Source organism: Geodermatophilus sp. SYSU D01105, assembly GCF_054050095.1.
Map to the genome: position 1 here is coordinate 158,055 of NZ_JBJGYR010000006.1, position 22,327 is coordinate 180,381.

The following is a 22,327-nucleotide window of genomic DNA, read 5'->3' on the forward strand; positions in this document are numbered from 1 at the left end:
TCAGCAGGCCCGCGCGTCGGGGAGAGAGGCGGCGTCCTCGGCGGCGTCCTCGGCGGCGTCCTCGGCAAGGGCCAGGACGGCTCGGGCGGTCGGCTCGGCCGCCTCCATCATCGCCACGTGGCCGACCCCCTCCAGCAGGAGCAGACGCCCGTCCGGGACGGCGCCGGCGAGTCGCGGCGCGAGCGCGGGGTCGACCAGCCGGTCGCGGTCACCCCACACGACGAGCGTCGGCGGGCGCAGCGACCGGGCCATGCGCCAGGCGTTGGCCGCCCCGACCCGCAGGTAGGAGGTGATCAGCCCGCGCATGCTCCGGGTCAGCGCCCGCACCGCCCACGGCTGCTCGGCGCGCTCGCGCATCTCCGCCAGCGCCTGCTGCAGCCGCGCCCGGGGCACCCGGGAGGGGTCGCCGAAGCACATCTGCACCATCCCGCGGACCTGCTGCTCGGGGGTCACCCCGGCCAGCCGCCGTTCGGCGATCGACGGGACGCCGGGGAGCAGGAGCAGCAGCAGGGTGCGGCTGAACGCCGCCGGCACCCGGTACACCGGCATCGCCGGGGACACCAGCGTGAGCGTGGCGACCAGGTCCGGCCGGCGGGCGGCCACGATGAGCGACACGAGCCCGCCCAGGGAGTTGCCCAACAGGTGCACCGGCCGGCCCTGCGCCTCCCCCGGCTCGGCGGCGATCCGCTCCAGCACGTCGACGACGGCCTGCACGTGCCCGCGGATCGAGTAGGAGCTGCGCGACGGCGGGTGCGACCGGCCGAACCCGGGCAGGTCCAGCGCCCAGCCGTCGAACCGCACGGCCAGGAGCGCGGCCAGGTCGGTCCAGTTCGTCGAGGCCCCGCCCAGGCCGTGCACGTAGAGCGCGCGCTCCCGGGGAGCACCGTCCCGGGGACCGTCGGCCGGCCCCGTCCACGGCGTCCGCCGGACGAAGACCTCGCCGCCGCGCACCGACACCGGCTCCCCCGGCCACGGCGCCGGCAACGTCCCGGGATGGGGCAGCCGGGCGGTGGACAGGCGTGCGGGCGGGGCCGGGGTCGGGTCGGGGCGGGACGAGGTCACCCGCCGACGGTAGGTCAGCGCCACGGGCGGCGCGTCCACCGGTGACCCGCCGGTAACATCCGTGCGTCATGTCACTGCCGCGACCTGCACCCGAGCCCGTCCGCCGCTCGTCCCGTCTGCCGCGGGGCGCCCGGCGGCTGCAGCTGCTGCAGGCGGCGCAGGAGGTGTTCGTCGCGCAGGGCTACCACGCCGCCGCGATGGACGACATCGCCGACCGGGCGGGCGTCAGCAAGCCCGTCCTGTACCAGCACTTCCCGGGCAAGCGGGAGCTGTACCTGGCCCTCCTGGAGCAGCAGGTCACCTCGCTGACCGACCGGGTGCGCGAGGCGATGGAGGGCACCGACGACAACCGCACCCGCGTGAACGGCGCCGTCGGGGCGTACTTCGACTTCGTCAACGCCGAGGGTGCGGCCTTCCGGCTGGTCTTCGAGTCCGACCTGCGCAACGACGACGAGGTCCGGGAGCTGGCCGACCGCGGACACCTGGCCTGCGTCGAGGCGATCGCCGAGGTCATCGAGGCCGACACCGGCCTGGACCGGGAGCGCTCGCTGCTGCTCGCCTCCGGGATGACCGGCCTGGCCGAGACCAGCGCCCGCTGGTGGTTGCCGCGCAAGGGCACGGTGTCCCGCGACGAGGCGGTGTCGCTGATGACCGCGCTGTCGTGGCGCGGCATCTCCGGGTGGCCGCGACTGGAGGGCGACCCCGGCGCGCACTGAGCGCGACCGACCGTTCGCTGACGGCGCAGCTGCGCCGCAGGTCGGGGGATGTCGGCTGCACTAGCGTGGTGCGCAGCCGCGCAACTCGAGGAGGCATCCCCCGTGGAAGTCAAGATCGGTGTCCAACACTCCCCCCGGGAGCTGGTCATCGACAGCCCCAGCACCCCCGACGAGATCGCAGCCGAGGTGGCCAAGGCCATGTCCGGCGCCACCAAGGACGGCCTGCTGACGCTGGTCGACGACCGTGGCCGGCGGCTCCTGGTGCCGGTCGACCGGATCGCCTACGTGGAGATCGCCCAGGCCGACCAGCGCCGCGTCGGCTTCATCGCCGGCAGCTGACACCGGGCCCGACGGGGCGTCCCCCACGAGCGTGGGGGGCGCCCCGTCGCCTGTTCCCCGAACACCTGCAGCCCGCGCACACCGGAGGTCGCCCTGCGAGGCGTCCCGACGAGTGGGGCCGGATGCCTCCGCGAGGCGGGTCGGGACGGCGCCACGCAGACCGGGGGACGGCGCCTGGCCGCGGTGCGGTCCGGGGACCGCCACGTCATCGCGGTGTCGGCCGGAGGCCGACGATCAGGGGTTGAGCCCGAGGGTGCGCATCCGCTCGGTGTGCGCGGCCGTGATCCGCTCGATCAGCCGCCCGGTCCCGGCCAGGTCGCCGGTGCCCTCCATGATCAGCCGGGCCAGCTGGTCGCGTTCGGCGATGACCGCCTGCGACTGGGTGATCGCCTCCCCCACGAGCCGCCGTCCCCACAGCGCCAGCCGGCCGGCGACGGTCCGGCGGGCGGCGATGGCCGCCCGGACCTCGCGGACGGCGAAGTCCGCGTGCCCGGTGTCGGCGAGCACGTCGAGGATCAGCGCACGGTCCGGATCGGGCAGGAACGCGGCGATCTCCCGGTAGAAGTCGGCCGCCAGACCGTCGCCGACGTAGGCCTTGACCAGGCCCTCCAGCCACGTCCGCGGACGGGTGCTCTCGTGGAAGGCGTCGAGCGGGGCGACGAACGGCGCCATCGCCGCGGCGGGGTCGGCGCCGAGCTCGGTGAGGCGGGCGGTGAGCCGGCCGTGGTGGCCGATCTCCGCGGCGGCCATCTGCGCCAGCGCGGCCCGGCCGGACAGCGTGGGCGCCAGCCGGGCGTCCTCGGCGAGCCGGTCGAAGGCGGTCAGCTCCGCGTAGGCCAGGACCCCCAGCAGGTCGACGACGGCGCGCGGGTCGACCGCGGTCACGGGCGGCTCCTGTGCTCGGTGGAACGGGGCGCGCGTGCCCCGGACGGGTGACCCCCGGGGCTCCCGGGCAGCGCGGCGCGGAGAGGCTAACCGCTGCGCACGCTACGATGGGAATCGGCGAGCCGCTCGGTTCGCTTGTGTATCTGTGCGCTGACGACCGCTGGACGACGCCCTCCGGGGCTGTCTCCCGGGCCGAACCGACGCCCGGTCTGCTGGCCGCGTCGGCGCTGGAACTGATCCCGCGACAACCGACCGGGACAGGCGCGACGCGGCCTCCCGCCGCCGCGGCCGGTCCCCCCAGCAACCAGAGGCGAGAGCACTGACCTCCATCGACAACACCCTCCCCACCACGCCCGACACCGAGCGCGCCGAGACGGGCGCACCGGCGCCCGAGGCCCTCGAGCAGGACGTCGAGGAGCTCGGCGGCGCCCCCGTCGCCGCGGACGCGCCGCTGTTCAGCGACTTCGATGTCCACCCCGACGTGGTCGCGGCGCTGGCCGAGGTGGGCATCACCCGCACCTTCGCCATCCAGGAGCTCACCCTCCCGCTGGCGCTCGCCGGCAACGACCTCATCGGCCAGGCGCGCACCGGCACCGGCAAGACCCTCGGCTTCGGCGTCCCGCTGCTGCAGCGCGTCGTCCCCGCGGCCGAGGGCGGCGACGGCGTCCCGCAGGCGCTGGTCGTCGTCCCCACCCGCGAGCTGTGCGTGCAGGTCGCGCGCGACCTGGCCACCGCCGGCGCCAAGCGCAGCATCCGCGTGGAGGCCATCTACGGCGGCCGCGCCTACGAGCCGCAGGTCCAGGCGCTGCAGGGCGGCGTCGAGGTCGTGGTCGGCACGCCGGGCCGGCTGCTGGACCTCGCGCAGCAGGGCCACCTGATCCTCGGCAAGGTCCGCGTGCTCGTCCTGGACGAGGCCGACGAGATGCTCGACCTGGGCTTCCTGCCCGACATCGAGCGGATCCTCGGCATGGTCCCGGACAAGCGGCAGACGATGCTGTTCTCCGCGACCATGCCCGGCCCGATCGTGAACCTGGCCCGCCAGTTCATGACCCAGCCGACGCACATCCGGGCGCACGGCAACGACGAGGGCTCGACCGTCCCGCAGACGACGCAGTTCGTCTACCGCGCGCACAACCTCGACAAGCCCGAGCTGCTCGCCCGCGTGCTGCAGGCCCGCGGCCGCGGCCTGGTCATGGTGTTCTGCCGCACCAAGCGGACCGCGCAGAAGGTCGCCGACGAGCTCGTCGAGCGCGGTTTCGCCGCCGCCGCCGTGCACGGCGACCTCGGCCAGGGCGCCCGCGAGCAGGCGCTGCGGGCGTTCCGCAGCGGCAAGGTCGACGTCCTGGTCGCCACCGACGTCGCCGCCCGTGGCATCGACGTCTCCGGCGTCAGCCACGTCGTCAACTACCAGTGCCCCGAGGACGAGAAGACCTACGTGCACCGGATCGGCCGCACCGGCCGGGCCGGGCAGACCGGCGTCGCCGTCACGCTCGTCGACTGGGACGACATCCCGCGCTGGCAGCTGATCAACAAGGCGCTCGGCCTGGACTTCGAGGAGCCCCGCGAGACCTACTCCACCTCGGCGTGGGTCTACACCGACCTCGACGTGCCCGAGGGTGCCACCGGCCGGCTGCCGCGGGCCCAGCGCACCCGCGAGGGGCTGGGCGCCGAGACCCTCGAGGACCTCGGTGAGACCGGCAAGCGCACCCGCTCCGCCGGTCGGGGTCCGGCCCGCGACGACGCCGAGAAGCCGGTGGGTGGCCGGAGCAGCCGCCCGCGCCGGCGCACCCGCGGTGGCGGTGCCACCGCGGCCGCCGCTGCCGCCGCAGAGCCGGCCGCCGGCTCCGGTGCGCCCACGGCCCCGGCGGCCGGGTCCGGTGAGGGCGCCGCTGCCCAGCCGCGTCGCCGGCGTCGCCGCCGCGGGGGCGCCAACCGCGGCTCGGCCGAGCCCGCCGCCTGAGAGAGGACCCCTTGCCCCCCACCGGGGGAGGGCCCCGTCCTCACCCCTCGCACACTCGGGGCGAGCCTCGGGACGGGGCCGCGGCGGGACCCTGCACGGGGGCCGGGCGTCCGCCGCTGCGGGTGTGGGTCTGGACGGCGGCCACGCTGGCCCTCGTCGTCGTGGCCGCCCTGCTCTGGCGGGGCTCGGACGCGGCCGCCACCGAGAGCACCACTGCTGCACCGGCCGGTGTCCCCGACGGGACGCCGGCCGGCGCCGTCTCTCCGGCCTGGACCTCCCCGACGGCCACCAGCGGCGACGTCCCGCGGGCGACCGTGCACGGTGGCCGGGTCCTCGTCGGCGGCGCGCACGGGGTCCGGGCGCTCGACGTGGGCACCGGCGCGGAGGGGTGGCACTACACCCGGGCGAACGCCCGGCTGTGCGACTGGACGGCGGTCGGCAGCGTGGTGGTCGCGGTTTTCCGCACGGAGGACCGCTGCGACGAGGCCGTCGCGCTGGCGGCCGACACCGGCGTGCGCCAGTGGACGCGCAACGTCGACCTCCGGACCGACATGGTGCTGCGCAGCACCGACGGGATCGTGCTGGCCGCCGCGCCGACCGGGGTGGTCACCCTCGACCCGGTCGGGGACAACACCCGCTGGCGCCAGGCGCCCACCCCGGGCTGCCGCCTGCTGGGTGCCGACGTCGGCGAGGCGGGGGTCGTCGTCCTGCAGCGGTGCGCCGAGACGGCGGCACTGCAACTGCGGCTGTTCGACGGCTACACCGGCGAGGCCGCCTGGACCCGCGACGTCCCCGACACCGAGGCCACCCTCGTGGGCGTCGACCGGACCGTGGCCGTGGCCGGGAGCGCCGGGGTGCAACTGTTCGCCGGGGGCGACGGCGTCCCGGTCGGCTCGCCGGTGTCCGGGGCCGGCCCGGTGCTGGTCCGCGGCGCCGGCGAGGTGCTCCTGGTGCTGGCCGGCGGCACCCTCTCCGCGGTCGAGCAGGACACCGGCGCGGTGCGCTGGTCCACCCCGGCGACCGGTCTGCCCGGTGGCCCGGCCGAGGGCGGGCAGCCCGCCGCCGAGGCGGCCGTGCCGGTCCCCGAGGACGGCGCCGTCGTCCTCCGCGACCTGGTGTCCGGCGAGGAGGTGGGCCGGGCCTCGGCCACCGGGGTGCCCACCGGCGGGGTCGCCACGGTCACCGGCCCGGTCGTCGTCGTGCAGTTGGCCGACCGCGTGCTCACCTACCGCTGACCCCGGACGCCACCCCTGGCCGCGCGGGGGTATGACTGGGTCATGGTGATGCCCGGCGGCCCCGACGACAGCGCTCCCCTCTCCATCGCCCCGGACGACCTCCGGCAGCTGGCCGAGCACGACGCACACCACCGCACCTTCCGCGGGGGCGCCGGGCCGCTGACCGCGTTGGACACCGGCGGCGCCGGCGAGCGCGGCACCGTCCTCATGGTGGCCGGGTACACCGGCAGCAAGGAGGACTTCGCGCCCCTGCTGCGCCCGCTGTGCGCCGAGGGGTACCGGGTGGTCGCCATCGACCAGCGGGGCCAGTTCGAGTCCCCGGGCCCCGACGACCCGGCGCGGTACACCGTCGCGGAGCTGGCCGAGGACGTCGTGGCCGTGGCCCGGGCGCTGGCGGCCGGGGCCCGCGCGGGGCTGCACCTCGTCGGGCACAGCTTCGGCGGGCTGGTCAGCCGGGCCGCCGTCCTGGCCGAGCCGTCGCTGTTCGCGTCGCTGACCCTGCTGGGGTCGGGGCCCTCGCGACTGGTCGGGCCGCGTGCCGACCTGCTCGACCACCTGTCCCCGCTGCTGGACGCCGGCGGCGTCCCGCTGGTCAACGATACGCTCGAGCAGCTGGCCATGACCGATCCGAGGGCGCAGGCGGTGCCGGCGCCCACCCGGGCGTTCCTGACCCGCCGGTTCCTCGCCAACAGCGCCGCCGGGCTGCGCGGCATGGCCGACGCGATGACCAGCGAGCCCGACCGGGTGGCCGAGCTCGCGGCCACGGGCGTGCCGGTGCTCGTGGCGCACGGAGCCGCGGACGACGCCTGGTCGCCGGCCGTCCAGGAGGACATGGCCCGGAGGCTGGGCGCCCGGCACGCGGTCATCCCCGGGGCCATCCACTCTCCGGCCATCGAGAACCCGGCCGCCACGCTGGACGTCTTCCTCGAGTTCTGGGCGTCGGTGACCGCCCCCTCGGGAGCGCGGTCGTGACCGGCTCGGCGACCGACTGGACGCCGGAGGAGGACCTGCTCGGGTTCTTCGGCCCCGGCAGCGTGACCTGGCGGGTGCACGCCGACCCGGTGTTCTCCGTCGGCGGGCTGCGCGCGCTGCTGCTGCAGGCGCTGCACCCGGTCGCGATGGACGGCGTGGCCACCAACTCCCTCTTCCGTGACGACCCGTGGCCCCGGCTGGTCCGCACCGCCGCCTACGTCGACACCCTGACCTTCGGCACCCGGCGGGAGGCGCTGCGGGCGGTGCGGCGGGTCCGCGGCATCCACCGCCGGCTCGGTGGGGACGTCGACGGCCGCGCCTACCGGGTCGACGACCCCGACCTGCTGCTGTGGGTGCACTGCTGCGAGGTCGACTCGCTGCTCGACGTCGCGCGCCGGGCCGGGGTGGTGACCGGGGACGCCGACGCCGACCGCTACGTCGCCGAGCAGGTGACCGCCGCGGTCCTGGTGGGGTGCGCCGAGGCCGACGTGCCCCGGACGGTCGCCGGGCTGGCCGGCTACCTCGCCGACGTCCGCCCGTCCCTGCGGGTGACCCCCGCAGCCCGTGACGCGGTGCGCCTGGTGCTCACACCACCGATGCCGGCGTGGGTGAGGTTCCTGACGCCCGCCCGCCCCGCGTGGGGCTCGCTGGCCTCGCTCGCGGTGGCCACCCTGCCCCGGTGGGCGCGCCGGATGTACTCGTTGCCCGGGTTGGGGGTGACCGACGCGGCCGCGACGGCCGCCCTGCGGGCCTTCCGGCTGGGGATGCTGCGGCTGCCGCAGCGGGTCCAGCGCTCCCCCATCGTCTGGGCCGGGTACGAGCGGGTCGCCCAGGCGGTGCCGGTCAGCGCCTGACGGAGGACCGCGGTCGGACCGGCCCCTGGTCCAGCTCGCGCCGCGCCGCGGCGAGCACCGCGGCGGCGACCCGGTCGAGGGACGGCGAGCGCATCCTCCACTGCTGCCAGTGCAGGACGACGTCGACCGCGCCTCCCGGGTCGAGCTCGACCAGCTCCCCTGCCGGTTCCTGTTGCACGGGCACCATCCCCCACCCGAACCCCAGCCGGACGGCGGTGACGTAGTCCGCCGACGCGGGCACGTGGTGCACCGGGGGCGTGCCCGCGTCGATGCCCCGGGCGCGCAGGTAGCGGTACTGCAGGTCGTCCTTGCGGTCGAAGACGACCACCGGCGCCCGGGACAGCGCCTGCTCGCCGACCCCCTCGGGGAACCACCGCTGGGCGAACGCCGCGGTGGCCATCGGGCGGTAGTGCATGCTGCCCAGCCGGGTCACGGTGCACCCCGGCACGGGGTCGGGGTCGGCGGTGACCGCGGCCATCACCCGCCCGTCCCGCAGCAGGACGGCGGTGTGCTCCTGGTCCTCCCGGTGCAGGTCGAAGGCGAGCTCGCCCGCGAGCGGCGCGAGCGCCGGGAGCACCCAGGTGGCCAGCGAGTCGGCGTTGACCGCGATCGGCAGGGCGACCGGCCCGCTCGTCCCGTCGCCGGCCAGCTCCCGGGTGGCGTCGGCGGTGAGCACCGCGACCTGCCGCGCCAGCCGCAGCACCGCCTGCCCGGACTCGGTCACCCGCACCGGCTTGCTGCGCACCAGCAGCACCCGCCCGGTGGCCGCCTCCAGTGCCTTGAGCCGCTGGCTGATCGCGCTCGGGGTGACGTGCAGCGCCCGGGCGGCGCCGTCGAGCGTGCCCGCGGTGACGGTCGCCTCCAGAGCCCTCAGCTGGGCCAGGTCGAGGTCCACGCCGTCATTAGAGCTGCTTCAGGTCCTGCAGGACATCGCGCTGCGCTGTCGGCACGGTCCGACCTAGCGTCGTCCGCGTGCCCGCTGCCCTGCTCGCCACCGCGTCCGGCCTCGGCCTCGGCCTGTCGCTCATCGTCGCGATCGGCGCGCAGAACGCCTTCGTCCTGCGCCAGGGGCTGCGCGCCGAGCACGTGGCCGCCGTCGTCGCCGTCTGCCTGCTCTCCGACGTCGCGCTCATCGTCGCCGGCACCGCGGGCGCCGGTGCGCTGGTCACCCGGGCGCCGCGGCTGCTGACCGTCGTCTGCTTCGCCGGGGCGGCCTTCCTGCTCGCCTACGGGCTGATGGCCGCCCGCCGGGTGGCGCGCCCGGCCGCCCTCGTCACCGACGAGGCCGGCCGCCGGACCGGGCTGGCGGTCACCGTGACCACCTGCCTGGCACTGACCTGGCTCAACCCGCACGTCTACCTGGACACCGTCGTGCTGCTCGGGTCCCTGGCCGGCACGTGGGACGACCTGCGGTGGTGGTTCGCCACCGGTGCCGCGGCCGGCAGCGCGGTCTGGTTCACCGGCCTCGGCTTCGGGGCCCGGCTGCTGCGGCCGGTGTTCGCCCGTCCGGCGGCCTGGCGGGTGCTGGACGCGGGCATCGCCGTCGTCATGGTCACGCTCGCGGTCTCCCTGGCCGTACGCGGCGCCCAGGGCGCCTGACGCTCCCGGAGGACGCCTCAGCCGCTCTCCTCGGCGAGGAAGCTCCAGGTCTCCCGCGCCGGGGTGGCGGCCTGGCCGACCGGGCAGCTGGGCCGGAAGTCGCACCAGCCGCACTGCCGGCCGGGCGCGGCCGGGAAGGCGACGTCCGGGTCCTCACCAGCCTCCACGGCCGCGGTGGCTGCACCGATGTCGGCGGCGACGTCCTCGGCCCGGCGGACGTGGTTGGCCAACGACCGGTCGGTGTGCTCGAACGCCGCGACCGTGCCGCTGGGCAGGTGGTGCAGCTCCACCCGGCTGCACGGACGGCGCAGCGTGCGGCGCACCCCGAGCACGTAGGCGGCCAGGGCAGGCGACCCCCGGGCGTCGTCGTCGGTGCTGGGCACCCGGCCGGTCTTGTAGTCGACGACCACCAGCTCCTCGCCCCGCTGGTCGATCCGGTCGACGCGGCCGGAGAGGGCCAGCCGCTCGGTGGTGGTGGCGACCTGGCGCTCCAGCCCGACCGGCTCCTCGCCCGGGTCGAGCCCGTTCACGTAGTCGGTGAGCCAGGCCGCCGCCCGTGCCCGCCAGCGGTCGGCCTGCTCGGCGTCGCGGAAGCCGGCCGGTGACCAGACCGAGTACAGCAGCTGCCGGGCCGAGACCGCCGTGCGCTTGCGCATCGGCAGGTCCCACCACGAGCGCAGCGCCGCGTGCACCGCGGACCCGACCGAGTTGTGCGCCCACGCCGGACCCTTCTGCGGCGTCGGGCGGTCGACGTAGGCGTACCGGTAGCGGCGCGGGCAGTCGGCGAACGTCGCCAGCTTGCTCGGCGTGGCCGGGAACAGCCGCCGCGGCATGCCGGGCATCTCCAACTGCGCCCCCTGCATGCCTCCCACGCTAGCCGGGAGCACGGGCGGATCGGCCGGGTCAGTCCCGGTACGGCGCGGCGCCGGTGCCGGCGGCCAGGATCGCCTCGAGCTGGTCGGGCGCGGTCGTGCAGGCGGCGATCGGCGTCGTCTTGTTGGTGCCGTGGTAGTCGCTGGAGCCGGTGACCAGCAGCCCCAGCTCGCCGGCCAGGCCGCGCAGGTGCGCCCGCTCGTCGGGATCGTGGTCGGGGTGGTCGACCTCGAGGCCCAGCAGCCCCGCCTCCACCATCCTCGCGACGGCCTCGTCGCCCACCACCCGGCCCCGCTTGGTCGCCAGGCCGTGCGCGAAGACCGGCACGCCGCCGGCGGCCCGCACCAACGCGATGCCGTCGAGCACGTCGGTGTCGGCCTTGGCGACGTAGTAGGGGCTGCGGTGGTGCAGCACGGTGGCGAAGGCGTCGTCGACCGAGGCGACGACACCGGCCTCGACCAGCGCGCGGGCCACGTGCGGGCGGCCGACCACCCCTCCCCCGGACCGTTCGACGATCTGGCTCCAGGCGACCGGGAAGCCGGCCTCGGCCAGGGCGGTCACGATGCGCTCGCCACGGCCGAGCCGCTCGGTGCGCAGCCGCGCCCGCTCCGCAGCCAGCCCCGGGTGCTGCGGGTCGAACAGGTAGGCCAGCAGGTGGACGCTGATCGGCGGGGACCCGGCCGGGAACCAGCGACAGGACAGCTCCATGCCCGGGACGACGGTCAGCCCGGTGGGACGGGTGGTCTCCGCCTCGGCCCAGCCGCCGGTCGTGTCGTGGTCGGTGAGCGCGACGACGTCCAGGCCCGCGGCGGACGCGGTGGCGAGGAGCTCGGCGGGGCTCTCGGTGCCGTCGGAGACCGACGAGTGGGTGTGGAGGTCGATCCGCATCACCGGTCAGCCTGCCGCACCCGCCGCCCGGCCACCCGGCGGCGCGGCGGGCGCACCCGCGGGATGGGCTCGGTGTCGCGCCGTCCGTCGTCCGCGGTCCCGCGGGGGCGGCGCGGCGGGGGCGGGGAGGACGGCGGCTCGGGATCTCCCTCGTCGTCGCCGGAGGACGCCGCGCCGCCACCGCCGAAGAGCAGGCCGCTGACCTTGCGGTACAGCTGGTCGGCGTGCGGCAGGTAGGTGATCTCCGCGAGCGCCTGCTGCTGGCCGGCCGACTCGAAGCGGAACGTGCCATAGCCCAGCACCTGGCCGAACAGCGTCTCCTTGTACGTGAGGTCGGTGATCCGCCGCAGCGGCAGCAGGGCGACCGTGCGGACGATGATCCCGCTGGTCAGCAGCACTCGTCGGTTGGTGACGATGAAGTGCCGCATCCACCACTCCCCGACGCGCAGGCCGAGGTAGACGAGCACGCCGACGAGGACGAGGAAGCCGGCGGTCGTGGCGAACCGGTTGTCGCGGTCGCGGAAGGCGGTGCCGATGTTCCCGGAGCCGAACAGCAGCAGCCAGCCGCCGACGACCAGCACGGGCAGCGCCTTGAGGACCGGCACGATCAGCACCGCCCAGTGCCGCCGGGTGGCGACCACCGGCGGCTGCTCGTGCGGCAGCAGGTACTTGTCGGCGTCCTTGCTCCACCGCGGCCGGCGGCCGTTGGCGGGCCGCGGCGCCGGGCCGGTCATCCGGCGGCTAGACCAGCGACCCGACGAAGTCCGCGAGGGAGGACGCCGCGTTGCCGAGGGCGGTGCCGGCGCTCCGCACGATCTCCGCGGAGCTCTCGGGGGCCTGGATGACGTAGAAGACGACGAAGGCGACGACCAGCCAGGTGAGGACCTTCTTGAGGTTCACCGTCACCTCCGCGGGTGCTGTGTGGGGCGCGGGGACGGGGGTGTCCCGGCGGCGAGCACCATGCGTAACACACGCCCCACGACCCCCTCCGGGGACACGCCGCCGGGGTTGTGGACCGATCCGGTCCGGTCCGTCACGGCCCCGGCAGCAGGTGCTCGCTCGGCGGGCCCAGGGGCAGGTCGGGGTAGAGCCGCTCGCGCAGGTCCAGCAGTTCCAGCTGCTCGGCCAGCAGCCAGGCCGCCGACATCGGCCACATGACCAGCCACAACCAAACGCCGAAGGCCTCCCCGACGAAGGCCGCGCGGTCGTCGGAGGTGGGCACGGCCCACAGCGGGGCGTGCTGGCCGGCGGCCTTGACGTCGGCCGAGGAGGGTCCGGAGATCACGTCACCGGGGTCGGGCCCGGGCAGCCCCGCGTAGCCGCAGCCCACCCCGGTGCCCGGTTCCTCGGCGATGAGCACCAGCTCGGCCGAGCCGCCCAGCGGAGCCGGGCCGGCGCAGTCGACGACGATCGCCCGCGCTCCCGGCTCCCCGCCCCACGCCAGACCCGTCACCGTCCAGCCCGGCGGCATCGGGTCGGGCACCCACGCCGGAACCCGGGCGTCGGCCGTCACCGCGGCGATCGCGTCGTGCGCGACCAGCAGCGTGTGGTGCAGCGGCGTCACCGCGCCGTGCACGTGGCACCAGGCCTGAGCCGAGTTCCCCGGGCGGACGACGAGTCGTTCGCCGCAGCGGGGACAGACCGTCGTGGCAGTCATCGGGCATCACCGTCCTGTGACCGGAGGGGTTCGTCAAGCGCTGGCACCGGCGGCGCTGCGTACCGTGCGGAGCGTGTCCCGCCCCCCCGCCCCCGCACCGCGCGTGGTCGCCTGTGTCGGGGCCGTGGTGCACGACGCCCGCGGCCGGCTGCTGCTGATCCGCCGGGGGCACGAGCCCAGCCGGGGGCTGTGGTCGGTGCCCGGCGGCCGGGTCGAGCCCGGGGAGACACCGGAGGCGGCCGTGGAGCGCGAGGTGCTCGAGGAGACCGGCCTGGCCGTGCGGGCCGGCGCGCCGGTGGGCCGGCTGCAGATCCCGGGCGCGGACGTCGTCTACGACGTCGTCGACTACACCTGCGTCCTGGTCGACCCCGACGCCGTCCCCGTGGCCGGGGACGACGCGGACGCGGTCACCTTCGCCGACGCCGCCGACCTCGAGCGGCTGCGCTGCACGCCGCGGCTGGTCGAGACGCTGCGCGGCTGGGGCGTGCTCCCCTCCTGACCGCTGGCCGCTCAGTCGCGGGCGGCGGGCTCCGGGCGGCCGGGCTGCTCGCCACCCCGGGCCTCCCCGTAGGAGCGCTTGGGCACCATGACCTTGCGCCGGAAGGTGCAGACGACGGTCCCGTCCTGCTTGTAGCCGATCGTCTCGACGTGCACGACGCCCCGGTCGTCCTTGGACCTCGACTCGGCCTTGTCCAGGACGCGCGTCTCGCCGTAGATCGTGTCGCCGTGGAAGGTCGGCGCCACGTGCCGCAGCGACTCGACCTCCAGGTTCGCGATGGCCTTGCCCGAGACGTCGGGGACGCTCATGCCGAGCAGCAGCGAGTAGACGTAGTTGCCCACCACGACGTTCCTGCCGAAGTCGGTGGTCTCCGCCGCGTAGTGGCTGTCCAGGTGCAGCGGGTGGTGGTTCATCGTGATCAGGCAGAACAGGTGGTCGTCGTACTCGGTGACGGTCTTGCCGGGCCAGTGCTTGTAGACGGCCCCGACCTCGAACTCCTCGTAGTACCGACCGAACTGCATGGACCGCGCTCCCGGGTGTCGACGCTGACGGCGGGGCACGGACGACGGGAGGGGCTCCCGCGACCGGGGGGCCAGTTGCCCACCACGCTGCGTCGGTGACCCATCTGGACGGGCGCCGATCCTACGATGCCCCGGTGCCTCCGGCTCCTCCCGTCCACGACTCCCGGGAGGCAGGCGTCCTGACGCTCTCCCCCACCGGCCGGCGGGCCCGGCTGGCGATCACCGTCGTCGTCCTGGCGCTCACACTGGCCGGCTCCCTGTGGGGCACCGACGCCTCGTTCCCCTTCGGGCCGTTCAAGATGTACTCGACCCGCGCCGACCCCGACCGGCCGGTCATCTCCACCCGCGTGGTCGGGATGACCGCGGACGGCGAGGAGGTTCGCCTCTCCGGTGGCGAGGTCGGGCTGCGCCGGGCGGAGTTCGAGGGGCAACTGCCCCGCCTCGTGGAGGAGCCGGAGCTGCTGGCCCTGCTGGCCGACACCTACGCGGCCCACCACCCCGGTGCCGAGCCGCTGGTGGAGGTCCGGGTCGTGCAGCGCCACTACCTGCTCGAGGGCGGTCGGCAGACCGGCGAGGTCACCGACAGCGTCCTCGTCGCCCAGGACCTGGGAGGCACCCCGTGAGCGCCACCCCCTCGGCCGGCCGCGGTCCGGCCGTGGCCACCGGCGAGGCAGGCGTGCGCCGGCACGGCTGGTGGTTCCGGCCCGTGCCGCTGGCCCGGATCGCGGTCTTCCGGACCATCGCCTACCTCTTCGTCCCCGTCGACGTCTTCCTCACCACGGCATGGGTGCGCGCCCACGCCGACGTCCCGACCGAGTACTACCAGCCGCTCACGATCGGGCAGCTCCTCCCGCTGCCGGTCCCCACCTCCACGGTCGTGCACGTCGTCCAGTGGGCCCTGGTGGTCGCGGCGTTGGCGGCTGCCACCGGGCGGGCGCCCCGCCTGCTGGGCACCGCGGTGTTCCTCCTCTACTTCGAGTGGATGGTCATCGCGATGAGCTACGGGAAGGTGGACCACGACCGGATCGCCTACCTCGTCGCCCTCGCCGTGCTGCCCACCATCGGGCGGGCCCGCTGGCGCGACCGCCGCTCCTCGGAGGCGGCCGGCTTCGCGATGGCCGCGGTCTTCGTCACCGTCATGCTCACCTACTTCCTGGCCGCCTGGGCGAAGATGCGCTTCGGCGGCTGGGACTGGGCCACCGGCTCGACGCTGGCCCGGGCGATCGTGCGCCGCGGCACGGTCCTGTCGGACTGGACCCTCGAGATCCCCGGCCTGCTGGTGGCCGCGCAGTGGGCGATGCTCGTCCTCGAGTTCCTCGCCCCGCTGATGCTGCTGGTCTGGTCCAACCGCGCGCGGGTGGCGCTGGTCGTCTTCCTGCTCGGCTTCCACGTCGCGGTCTTCGCCAGCGTGAGGATCATCTTCCTGCCGCACTGCGTGGCGATCCTCTCGATCCTCCCGTGGGAGCGGGTGCCCGACGCGGCTCGACAGCTGCGCAGCCGGATGCCCGGGAGGCGGCCGTCCCCGGCACCCGCGGGCGCCGCTCCCGCCGGCTGAGGACGGCGCCCCGGACCCTGGTCACAGCAGCGCACTGATCCGGGCGGCCACCTCCGCCTCGTGCTGCTGGTAGGAGACGGCCACGCTGTCGAGCAGGCCGCCCATGCCGGTCAGGGCGTCGCTGACGCCCTGCGCGCTGAGCCGCCACTGCTCGTAGAGCTCGCCGAAGCGCAGGGCGGCCTGGCTGTCGGTCCAGCCGTCGAGGACCGACGCGTTGACGCTGCTGGACAAGGTCGCGTGGCGCGCGGCGCTCTCCGCGGCCTCGGACCGGCACTGCCCGGCCATCGACTGCAGGGTGGCGATGTCGACCTTCACTGTTCCTCCTCGGCCCGGGCCGTTCCCGGTCGCAGCGGACGTTAGGGCCGCGGTCGCCTCGACCGGCTCCGCTCGTCCACAGGCCCGGCGCCCGTCCACAGACCCACCCGCTCGCCGGACGTCCGCGGAGCCGAGGGCGAGGGTCGACGCGTGCACTCCCGCCCTGAGCCCGGCCCGCCGGCCTCCCGTCATTGGTCCCTGGTCACGGCCGAGGACACCGTGGACGTCGAGGTCACCGCGGCCGACGAAGACCGCCTGGGCGCCGTGCTGCCCGCCCTCGCGGCCGCCGTGCGGCTGCCGGCCGCGGAGCTGTGGTCGGGGTCGGCACGGCTGGGAGACGACGTCCCGCTGACCTCTCCCGCGCTGGCGCACGGCGCGCTGCTCGGGCTCGGTCGACCCGGCCCGCGTTCACGCGACGCGGATCGGTCCAGCGCCCTGGAGCTGCACGTGGTGGGCGGTCCCGATGCGGGCACGACCCTGCCGCTGGCACGCGGTCGGCACGTCGTCGGCCGCGGCGGCGAGGCCACGATCGAACTGGCGGACCCCGACGTCTCCCGGCGGCACGTCCTCGTGGAGGTCGGCGCCGGCGACCTGGCGGTCACCGACCTGGGGTCCACCAACGGCAGCCGGCTCGGCGACGAGGCGCTGTGCGCCACGCCGCGGTCCTGGCCGGCCGGCACGGTGCTGCGCATCGGCGCCACCACGCTGGCGACCGTCACCCCCGCGAGCGCTCCCGCCGCCGTGCAGCCGGCTCCCGGCGGACGGCTCCGGCTGCGTCCGCAGCCCCGCCTGGACCCGCCTCGGCGACCGGTCGAGGTCCGCCTCCCCGCTCCGCCCGTGGGCTCGCCACGGCGGCCGCTCGCCTGGGTGGCCGTCCTCCTGCCGGTGGTCGCCGGGCTCGCCCTCGCCTGGGCCCTCTCCACCCCGCACTTCCTGCTGTTCACGCTGCTCGGTCCCGTCGCCGCGGTCGGCACCTGGCTCTCCGACCGGTGGACGGGGCGGCGCAGTGGGCGGCGGGCTGCGGCCGCGCACGCCGCGGACCTGCGGGACGCGGAGGAGCGGGTCGCCGAGGCGGTGCGTGCGGACGTGCTCGGGGCCTGCGCGGCCGCCCCGGACCTCGCCTCCTTGGCCACCGCGGCCCGCCGGCGCACCACAGGGCTCTGGCAACGGCCCGGCGGCGACGCCGATGCGCTCGTCGTCCGCGTCGGCACCGGACGGGGCGAGACCGCCGTGACCCGGGTGCTCGCCGACGGCACCCGGCAGCCGGTCACCGCTGACCACCTCCCCGTCGTCGTGGCACTGCCGGCGAGTGGAGGACTGGGCGTCACCGGGCCGAGGTCCCGCACCCTCGGCGTGCTCGCCGGCATCGTCGCGCAGGTGGCCACGCTGCACTCCCCCGGTGACGTGGGCCTGGCGGTGCTCACCTCCGGGGAACGCCTCCCCACCTGGGCGTGGATGCGCTGGCTCCCGCACCTCGGGGACGAGGACGTGCACGTCGGCACGCCGGGCCCCGGAGACGACGAGGCACCGTTCCGGTGGTTGGCCGCGGTGGTCGCGCGGGGACGTCCGCCGTCCCGCGCCACGACGGAGACGCGCGCCTCCACCGATGTGACCGGGTCCCGGTGGACGGTGGTCGTGGTCGACCGGCCCGTCGGTCCCCGTCTCGCGGCGGCACTCCGTGAGGCACGTGCGGCCGGGGTCGTCGTCCTGGCCGCCGGGCCGTCGCGGCAGCGGCTGCCCGTCGCGGTCGACGCCGTCCTCGAGCTCACCGGGGAGACCGGTACGAGCGCGGTCCTGCACAGGGCCGGGAGCGCCGGCCAGGCCGGGGTGACCGTCGACCACCTGCCGCAGCGGGTCGCCAGCACCCTCGCCCGCGACCTCGCCGCCCTCGCCCCCGTGGCTCCGGACGCCGCCCTCCCACGCCGCGTGTCCCTGATCGACCTGCCACGCGCGGGCCTGCAGGTCGAGCGGGACGGGCTCCTCGGCGGCGAGTGGTCCCGGGTTCGGGACCGCCTGGTGGCCACGCTGGGGCGCACGGCCGCCGGCGTCGCCGCGGTGGACCTGTGCCGGTCCGGCCCGCACGCCCTCGTGGCCGGGACGACGGGTGCGGGGAAGTCCGAGCTGCTGCAGACCCTCATCGGGAGCCTGGCTCTGGCCCATCCACCGGACCGCTGCTCGTTCCTGCTGATCGACTACAAGGGCGGTGCGGCGTTCGCCGACGCGGCGTCGCTGCCCCACACGGTCGGTCTGCTCACCGACCTCGACGGTGCGTCGACCGCCCGGGCCCTGCGGTCGCTGAGCGCCGAGCTGACCCGCCGCGAAGCCCTCCTGGCCGCGCACGGCGCGGTGGACCTCGCCGGCCTGCCGGACTCCGTCGCGCTGGCGCGCCTGGTCATCGTCGTCGACGAGTTCGCCGGGCTCACCGAGGAACTGCCCTCCTTCATGTCCGGGCTCGTCGGCATCGCGCAGCGCGGGCGCTCGCTCGGCGTCCACCTGGTGCTGGCGACCCAGCGGCCCGCCGGTGTCGTGTCCCCGGAGATCCGCGCCAACTGCTCACTGCGCATCTGCTTGCGGACGACCGACGAGTCCGACTCCCGGGACGTGCTGGGCAGCTCTGCCGCGGCCGGCCTGCCGGCCGACGTCCCGGGGCGGGGCCTGCTGCGCGCCGGGGGTGGCTCTCCGGTGCTGTTCCAGGCCGCGCGCGTCTGCGGACCGGCCGCGGGCACCCGGAGCCACGCGCCCCGGGTGCGGACCTCGCGGTGGCCGTCCTCGGATGCCGCACCGGACGAGGGGCCATCCGACGGCCTCTCCGGGTTGGCCCGGCTCGCCACGGCGCTCGCCCGGCACGCCCGGCAGGCAGGGATCCCACGTCCGCCGCGGCCGTGGTGTCCCACGCTGCCCGACGTCGTCCGCGCCGAGGACCTGCCGTCAGGCTCCTCCGGGGGGACCGACGAGGCGACCGGCCGGTCCAGCCTGCGGATCGGCCTCCTCGACCGTCCCGACCGCCAGCTGCAGGAACCACTCGAGCTGGACCTGTCCCGCGGCGGTGGCTGGTTGGCGATGGGCGGACCGCGCAGCGGCCGGACGACGTTCCTCCGGACGGTGCTCGTGGAGGCAGTCGCCGCGCACCCTCCCGACGAGCTGCACGTCCACGTCCTCGACCACGGCGGCGGGGCCCTGGCGGCCACGGCCACGGGCCTGCCGCACACGGGGACGGCGGTTGGCGGCGAGGACCCGCTGCGCACCGTCCGCCTCCTCGACCGGCTCGGCCAGGAGGTGACCGCCCGGCGCGCGCGGACCTCACCCGCGGCGCCGCCGCTCCTGCTGCTGCTCGTCGACGGCGCCGAGGCACTCAGCGCACAACTGGACGAGGCGGACCCCGGACACGGCGCCACCGCGCTGCTGCGGCTGGTCCGCGACGGCGCGGCGGTCGGGCTGACCTGCCTGCTCACCGCCGACCGCGCCGTCCCGGGGGGCCGGCTGGCGAGCGCGGTGGGCACCCGGCTGGTCCTGCCCCTGCCCGACCGCGCCGACTACGCCGTCGCCGGGATCCCCGCGCGCGCCGTCCCCGCGCACCGGCCGCCCGGTCGAGCGCTGCTCAACGAGGACGGCGTCGAGTGCCAGCTCGCGCTGCCTCGTCCCCTGCCTGCAGCGACGACGCAGCGGGGCACCCCGGGCGCCCGCCGCGCGCTGTCCGTTCCAGAGCTACCGGCCGACCCGGTGCTGCCGCCGCAGGCGGGACGAGGTCTGCTGCTGCCGCTGGGGCCCGGCGGGGACGAGGGTGCCGTGCTGGAGGTCGACCTGGCCGCCGCCGGTGGGCTGCTCGTCGCGGGCCCACCCGGCAGTGGCCGCAGCAGCGCGCTGGACGCGTTCGGCCGACGCCTCGCGACTGCCGGGGTCCCCGTGCTCCGTGTCGTCCGCGGCGGAGCGGCGCCCCCGCGGGACGAGGAGGCCGTGGGCACCTCGGTCGTCGCCTCGGACGTCGCGGGGTGGCGGTCCTGGCTGGCCTCGCTGGACGGTGCGCCGGGCGCGGTGGTGGTCGACGACCACGGCACCGTCGCCGAGTCCCCGGTCCTGACCGCGATCGGGCCCGACGCCGGAGTCGACGGGGTCGTGCTCCTCGCCGGCGGGACGGCGGTCGAGCTCGCTGCGGTGTACCGGGGCCCGATCCCGGCGCTGCGCCGCCGCCGCAGTGGCCTGCTGCTCTGCCCCGCTCCGGGGGACGGCGACCTGCTGGGGATCCGGCTCCCCCGGACGCCGGTCCCGCAACGACCGGGCTCGGGCTGGCTCGTCACGGCCGGCGCGCCGCAGCGGGTGCAGGTGGCCCGGTGCCGCCCACCCTCCCGGACGGTGCCGCCGGGCCTCGCGCCGGTCGGAGCGCCTCCGTGACCCGGGTCCTCCGAGCCCCGTCAGAGCAGCTCGAGGACGGCGCCGATCTCCTGGCTCGCGTACCAGGCCAGCTCGTGCCCCTCCGCCTGGTCCACGACGAACTGCGCGTCCTCGCTGCCCAGGTCGGCCTCGAGGACGACGTTGACCGCCGCACGCACGTCGTCCTCGGCGTCGGCCCCGTCGATGTGCGCGCTCGCGACGTCGCGGAGGGCGATGTCGCCGGTCACCCGGACCGCCCCGCGGTCGGCGTCGGGGTCCTCGATCTCGGACACCGCGTCGTCGGGCACGTCGACGGCGACCACGACACGACGCCGCGCCGCGGTGGGGTCGATGTCGATCAGCCGCAGGCTCGCCCGGGCGGCGCCGAGGAGGGCGGCGTACTCCAGCTCCTCCATGTCGGCCTCGGCTTCGCTGACCGCGTAGAACTCGCGCAGCCGCGGCGTGACCGCGAACGCGGTGTGCGGACCGGCCAGGCGGCCGTCCTCGACGAGGGTCGCGAGGACGGTCGTCGTCGCAGGCAGGTACACGCGCACCGGGATGGCTCCTCCTCGCTGGTGGACAGCGCGACGGTATCCCGCCGCGGCGGAGGGCCCTCCGCCCGAGGGTCAGCCCGCGGTCTCGACCAGCACGCCGATCTCCTGCTCGAGGAGGTCGGCGAGCACGTCGACGTCGCCGACGCTGTCCCGGTCGGCGTTCAAGCCGAAGAACAGGTGGCCGTCGTAGCTGGTGATGCCCACCGACAGCCCCTGGCCGGGGGCGAGCGGGATGACGGGGAAGACCTCGAGCATCCGGCCGCCGGCCGCGTAGAGCGGCACCTGCGGACCGGGCACGTTGGTGATCACCAGGTTGGACATCCGCCGGGTGAGGCCGCGGGCGGCGCGGGCGCCCAGGGCGTGCAGGGTCGGCGGGGCGAAGCCGGTGAGGGCGACCAGCGTCCCCGCGCCCACCGAGCGGCCGTGCTGGCTGACCCCGCGCATGGCGTAGCTGATCCGCGCGAGCCGGACCCGCGGGTTGGGCTCCCCGACGGGGAGGTCGACCAGGTAGCTGGAGACCCGGCTGCCCGGTGCCTCCTCCCCCTCGCTCTGCACCGAGACGGGGACCAGCGCGCGCACCGAGGTGGAGCCCACGACCGCCTGGCCGCGCGAGAGCAACCAGTCCCGCAGCGCTCCGGCGACGACCGCCAGCAGCACGTCGTTGACGGTGCCGCCATGGGCTTTGCGGACCTGCTTCACGTCGTCGAGCGCCGCCCGCGCCACCGCGACCCGGCGCTGACGGCCGCCGCCGGCGTTCAGCGGGCTGTGCGGCGCCGGGAAGATGGCCGATCGCGCCGTCCGCACCACGCCGCGGGCCGCACCGGTCAGGCGCATGCCGGTGGCCCGCACGTCGCCGACCGCCTGCCGGGCGGTGTCGACCACCGCCGTCGGCCGCTGCACGTACTCCGCGACGGCATCGCGGACCAGGTGCGCGACGCTCGGCAACCGCCGCGGCCGCCACGGCTCGGGCTCGGGCAGTTGAGCGTCCGGGGAGTCGTCCAGCAGCACCTGGCCGATGTCGACCGCGCCGAGCCCGTCGACCAGCGCCGGGTGGGTCTTGGTGATGACCGCGATCCGGCCGTCGGCCAGCCCCTCCACGAGGTAGACCTCCCACAGCGGGCGGGCACGGTCCAGCGGCCGCGCGGTCACGCGGGACACCAGGTCGAGCAGCTGCGCCTCGGTACCGGGGCGCGGCACGGCCGAGCGGCGCACGTGGTACTCGACGTCGAAGTCGGGGTCGTCGGCCCAGACGGGGTTGGCCAGGTGTCCGGGGACCTCCAGGACTCGCTGCCGGTATCGCGGCACCAGTGGGAGGCGCGCCTCGACGAGGGAGGCGATGGCCTCCACCCCGCCGTCCGGCGGCTCCAGCACGAGCACCCCGGCGACGTGCATGGGGCTGTCGGGCCTCTCCAGGTAGAGGAACGACGCGTCCAGGGTGGTCAGGCGCTCCACGATCGGTCTCCTCCTGGTCGGGA

23 protein-coding genes are annotated in these 22,327 nt (G+C 76.1%); 11 read left to right on the forward strand and 12 right to left on the reverse strand.

What is annotated here, in order from left to right:
- Complete coding sequence (locus tag ACI79I_RS07625; RefSeq protein WP_456991706.1) at positions 1 to 1,062, reverse strand: alpha/beta fold hydrolase; 1,062 nt, start codon at positions 1,060 to 1,062, stop codon at positions 1 to 3.
- Positions 1,063 to 1,130: 68 nt separating this feature from the next.
- Here ACI79I_RS07625 and ACI79I_RS07630 point away from each other — a divergent pair, with 68 nt between their 5' ends.
- Both ACI79I_RS07630 and ACI79I_RS07635 read left to right on the forward strand, forming a co-directional pair.
- The gene (locus tag ACI79I_RS07630; protein WP_456991708.1) at positions 1,131 to 1,778 is read left to right on the forward strand and encodes a TetR/AcrR family transcriptional regulator; all 648 of its coding nucleotides are present in this window, start codon (positions 1,131 to 1,133) and stop codon (positions 1,776 to 1,778) included.
- A gap of 102 nt (positions 1,779 to 1,880) precedes the next feature.
- The gene (locus ACI79I_RS07635) at positions 1,881 to 2,117 is read left to right on the forward strand and encodes a DUF3107 domain-containing protein (RefSeq protein WP_456991709.1); all 237 of its coding nucleotides are present in this window, start codon (positions 1,881 to 1,883) and stop codon (positions 2,115 to 2,117) included.
- Positions 2,118 to 2,351: 234 nt separating this feature from the next.
- Here the strand turns inward: ACI79I_RS07635 and ACI79I_RS07640 are convergent, their stop codons facing one another.
- The gene (locus tag ACI79I_RS07640) at positions 2,352 to 3,002 is read right to left on the reverse strand and encodes a ferritin-like fold-containing protein (protein WP_456991710.1); all 651 of its coding nucleotides are present in this window, start codon (positions 3,000 to 3,002) and stop codon (positions 2,352 to 2,354) included.
- A gap of 481 nt (positions 3,003 to 3,483) precedes the next feature.
- Between ACI79I_RS07640 and ACI79I_RS07645 the strand changes: the two genes are divergently transcribed.
- From ACI79I_RS07645 to ACI79I_RS07660, 4 genes are all read left to right on the forward strand, one after another.
- Entirely contained in the window at positions 3,484 to 4,962 is a 1,479-nt protein-coding gene (locus ACI79I_RS07645) for a DEAD/DEAH box helicase (RefSeq protein WP_456991711.1), read from the forward strand.
- 122 nt (positions 4,963 to 5,084) lie between these two features.
- Entirely contained in the window at positions 5,085 to 6,197 is a 1,113-nt protein-coding gene (locus tag ACI79I_RS07650; RefSeq protein ID WP_456991712.1) for an outer membrane protein assembly factor BamB family protein, read from the forward strand.
- A gap of 42 nt (positions 6,198 to 6,239) precedes the next feature.
- Positions 6,240 to 7,169 (forward strand): alpha/beta fold hydrolase, encoded by a 930-nt coding sequence (locus tag ACI79I_RS07655; RefSeq protein ID WP_456991713.1) that lies wholly within the window; start codon positions 6,240 to 6,242, stop codon positions 7,167 to 7,169.
- Positions 7,166 to 8,023: an oxygenase MpaB family protein gene (locus ACI79I_RS07660; RefSeq protein WP_456991714.1), complete on the forward strand. Its 858-nt coding sequence runs from the start codon at positions 7,166 to 7,168 to the stop codon at positions 8,021 to 8,023. The genes ACI79I_RS07655 and ACI79I_RS07660 overlap by 4 nt, the downstream gene beginning before the upstream one ends.
- Here the strand turns inward: ACI79I_RS07660 and ACI79I_RS07665 are convergent.
- The gene (locus tag ACI79I_RS07665) at positions 8,013 to 8,918 is read right to left on the reverse strand and encodes a LysR family transcriptional regulator ArgP (RefSeq protein WP_456991715.1); all 906 of its coding nucleotides are present in this window, start codon (positions 8,916 to 8,918) and stop codon (positions 8,013 to 8,015) included. The two genes, ACI79I_RS07660 and ACI79I_RS07665, sit on opposite strands and share 11 nt — an antisense overlap.
- 77 nt (positions 8,919 to 8,995) lie before the next feature.
- Here ACI79I_RS07665 and ACI79I_RS07670 point away from each other — a divergent pair, with 77 nt between their 5' ends.
- Entirely contained in the window at positions 8,996 to 9,622 is a 627-nt protein-coding gene (locus ACI79I_RS07670) for a LysE/ArgO family amino acid transporter (RefSeq protein WP_456946940.1), read from the forward strand.
- Between the two features lie 17 nt (positions 9,623 to 9,639).
- On the opposite strand, the gene ACI79I_RS07675 is transcribed toward ACI79I_RS07670, so the two are convergent.
- The 5 genes from ACI79I_RS07675 to ACI79I_RS07695 form a co-directional block, all read right to left on the reverse strand.
- Positions 9,640 to 10,485, reverse strand: a complete 846-nt coding sequence (locus ACI79I_RS07675; protein WP_456991716.1) for a RecB family exonuclease — start codon at positions 10,483 to 10,485, stop codon at positions 9,640 to 9,642.
- A gap of 40 nt (positions 10,486 to 10,525) precedes the next feature.
- Positions 10,526 to 11,383, reverse strand: a complete 858-nt coding sequence (locus ACI79I_RS07680) for a PHP domain-containing protein (protein ID WP_456991717.1) — start codon at positions 11,381 to 11,383, stop codon at positions 10,526 to 10,528.
- Positions 11,383 to 12,117, reverse strand: coding sequence for a PH domain-containing protein (locus tag ACI79I_RS07685; protein ID WP_456991718.1), 735 nt, complete (start codon positions 12,115 to 12,117; stop codon positions 11,383 to 11,385). The genes ACI79I_RS07680 and ACI79I_RS07685 overlap by 1 nt, the downstream gene beginning before the upstream one ends.
- A 7-nt stretch (positions 12,118 to 12,124) precedes the next feature.
- Positions 12,125 to 12,283: a hypothetical protein gene (locus ACI79I_RS07690; protein ID WP_456946936.1), complete on the reverse strand. Its 159-nt coding sequence runs from the start codon at positions 12,281 to 12,283 to the stop codon at positions 12,125 to 12,127.
- A gap of 133 nt (positions 12,284 to 12,416) precedes the next feature.
- On the reverse strand, positions 12,417 to 13,040 hold the full coding sequence (locus ACI79I_RS07695; protein ID WP_456946935.1) for a DUF6758 family protein: 624 nt from the start codon (positions 13,038 to 13,040) through the stop codon (positions 12,417 to 12,419).
- A gap of 73 nt (positions 13,041 to 13,113) precedes the next feature.
- On the opposite strand from ACI79I_RS07695, the gene ACI79I_RS07700 reads away from it, so the two are divergent.
- A complete protein-coding gene (locus tag ACI79I_RS07700; RefSeq protein ID WP_456991719.1) occupies positions 13,114 to 13,539 on the forward strand; it encodes an NUDIX domain-containing protein in 426 nt (141 codons plus the stop codon).
- 11 nt (positions 13,540 to 13,550) lie between these two features.
- Here ACI79I_RS07700 and ACI79I_RS07705 read toward each other — a convergent pair whose 3' ends face one another.
- Positions 13,551 to 14,060: a MaoC family dehydratase gene (locus tag ACI79I_RS07705; protein ID WP_456991720.1), complete on the reverse strand. Its 510-nt coding sequence runs from the start codon at positions 14,058 to 14,060 to the stop codon at positions 13,551 to 13,553.
- A 134-nt stretch (positions 14,061 to 14,194) separates the two neighbouring features.
- Between ACI79I_RS07705 and ACI79I_RS07710 the strand changes: the two genes are divergently transcribed.
- A complete protein-coding gene (locus ACI79I_RS07710) occupies positions 14,195 to 14,683 on the forward strand; it encodes a hypothetical protein (protein ID WP_456991721.1) in 489 nt (162 codons plus the stop codon).
- Positions 14,680 to 15,615, forward strand: coding sequence for an MFS transporter permease (locus ACI79I_RS07715; protein WP_456991722.1), 936 nt, complete (start codon positions 14,680 to 14,682; stop codon positions 15,613 to 15,615). The genes ACI79I_RS07710 and ACI79I_RS07715 overlap by 4 nt, the downstream gene beginning before the upstream one ends.
- Positions 15,616 to 15,636: 21 nt before the next feature.
- On the opposite strand, the gene ACI79I_RS07720 is transcribed toward ACI79I_RS07715, so the two are convergent.
- Positions 15,637 to 15,930 carry a WXG100 family type VII secretion target gene (locus ACI79I_RS07720; protein WP_456991723.1) on the reverse strand — a complete coding sequence of 98 codons (294 nt, stop codon included), beginning with the start codon at positions 15,928 to 15,930 and terminating at the stop codon, positions 15,637 to 15,639.
- 150 nt (positions 15,931 to 16,080) lie between these two features.
- Here ACI79I_RS07720 and ACI79I_RS07725 point away from each other — a divergent pair, with 150 nt between their 5' ends.
- Positions 16,081 to 20,319, forward strand: a complete 4,239-nt coding sequence (locus tag ACI79I_RS07725) for an FtsK/SpoIIIE domain-containing protein (RefSeq protein ID WP_456991724.1) — start codon at positions 16,081 to 16,083, stop codon at positions 20,317 to 20,319.
- Positions 20,320 to 20,339: 20 nt separating this feature from the next.
- Here the strand turns inward: ACI79I_RS07725 and ACI79I_RS07730 are convergent, their stop codons facing one another.
- On the reverse strand, positions 20,340 to 20,852 hold the full coding sequence (locus tag ACI79I_RS07730) for a DUF6912 family protein (protein ID WP_456991725.1): 513 nt from the start codon (positions 20,850 to 20,852) through the stop codon (positions 20,340 to 20,342).
- A 72-nt stretch (positions 20,853 to 20,924) separates the two neighbouring features.
- On the reverse strand, positions 20,925 to 22,304 hold the full coding sequence (locus ACI79I_RS07735; RefSeq protein WP_456991726.1) for a WS/DGAT/MGAT family O-acyltransferase: 1,380 nt from the start codon (positions 22,302 to 22,304) through the stop codon (positions 20,925 to 20,927).
- Between the last annotated feature and the right edge of the window lie 23 nt (positions 22,305 to 22,327).

What these genes read in the sequence shown, in the direction of transcription:
- ACI79I_RS07680 (WP_456991717.1), bottom strand. Translation starts at nt 11,383, where the DNA reads ATGCGGATCGACCTCCACACCCACTCGTCGGTCTCCGACGGCACCGAG.
- ACI79I_RS07655 (WP_456991713.1), top strand. Translation starts at nt 6,240, where the DNA reads ATGGTGATGCCCGGCGGCCCCGACGACAGCGCTCCCCTCTCCATCGCC.
- ACI79I_RS07685 (WP_456991718.1), bottom strand. Translation starts at nt 12,117, where the DNA reads ATGACCGGCCCGGCGCCGCGGCCCGCCAACGGCCGCCGGCCGCGGTGG.
- ACI79I_RS07630 (WP_456991708.1), top strand. Translation starts at nt 1,131, where the DNA reads ATGTCACTGCCGCGACCTGCACCCGAGCCCGTCCGCCGCTCGTCCCGT.
- ACI79I_RS07695 (WP_456946935.1), bottom strand. Translation starts at nt 13,040, where the DNA reads ATGACTGCCACGACGGTCTGTCCCCGCTGCGGCGAACGACTCGTCGTC.
- ACI79I_RS07705 (WP_456991720.1), bottom strand. Translation starts at nt 14,060, where the DNA reads ATGCAGTTCGGTCGGTACTACGAGGAGTTCGAGGTCGGGGCCGTCTAC.
- ACI79I_RS07675 (WP_456991716.1), bottom strand. Translation starts at nt 10,485, where the DNA reads ATGCAGGGGGCGCAGTTGGAGATGCCCGGCATGCCGCGGCGGCTGTTC.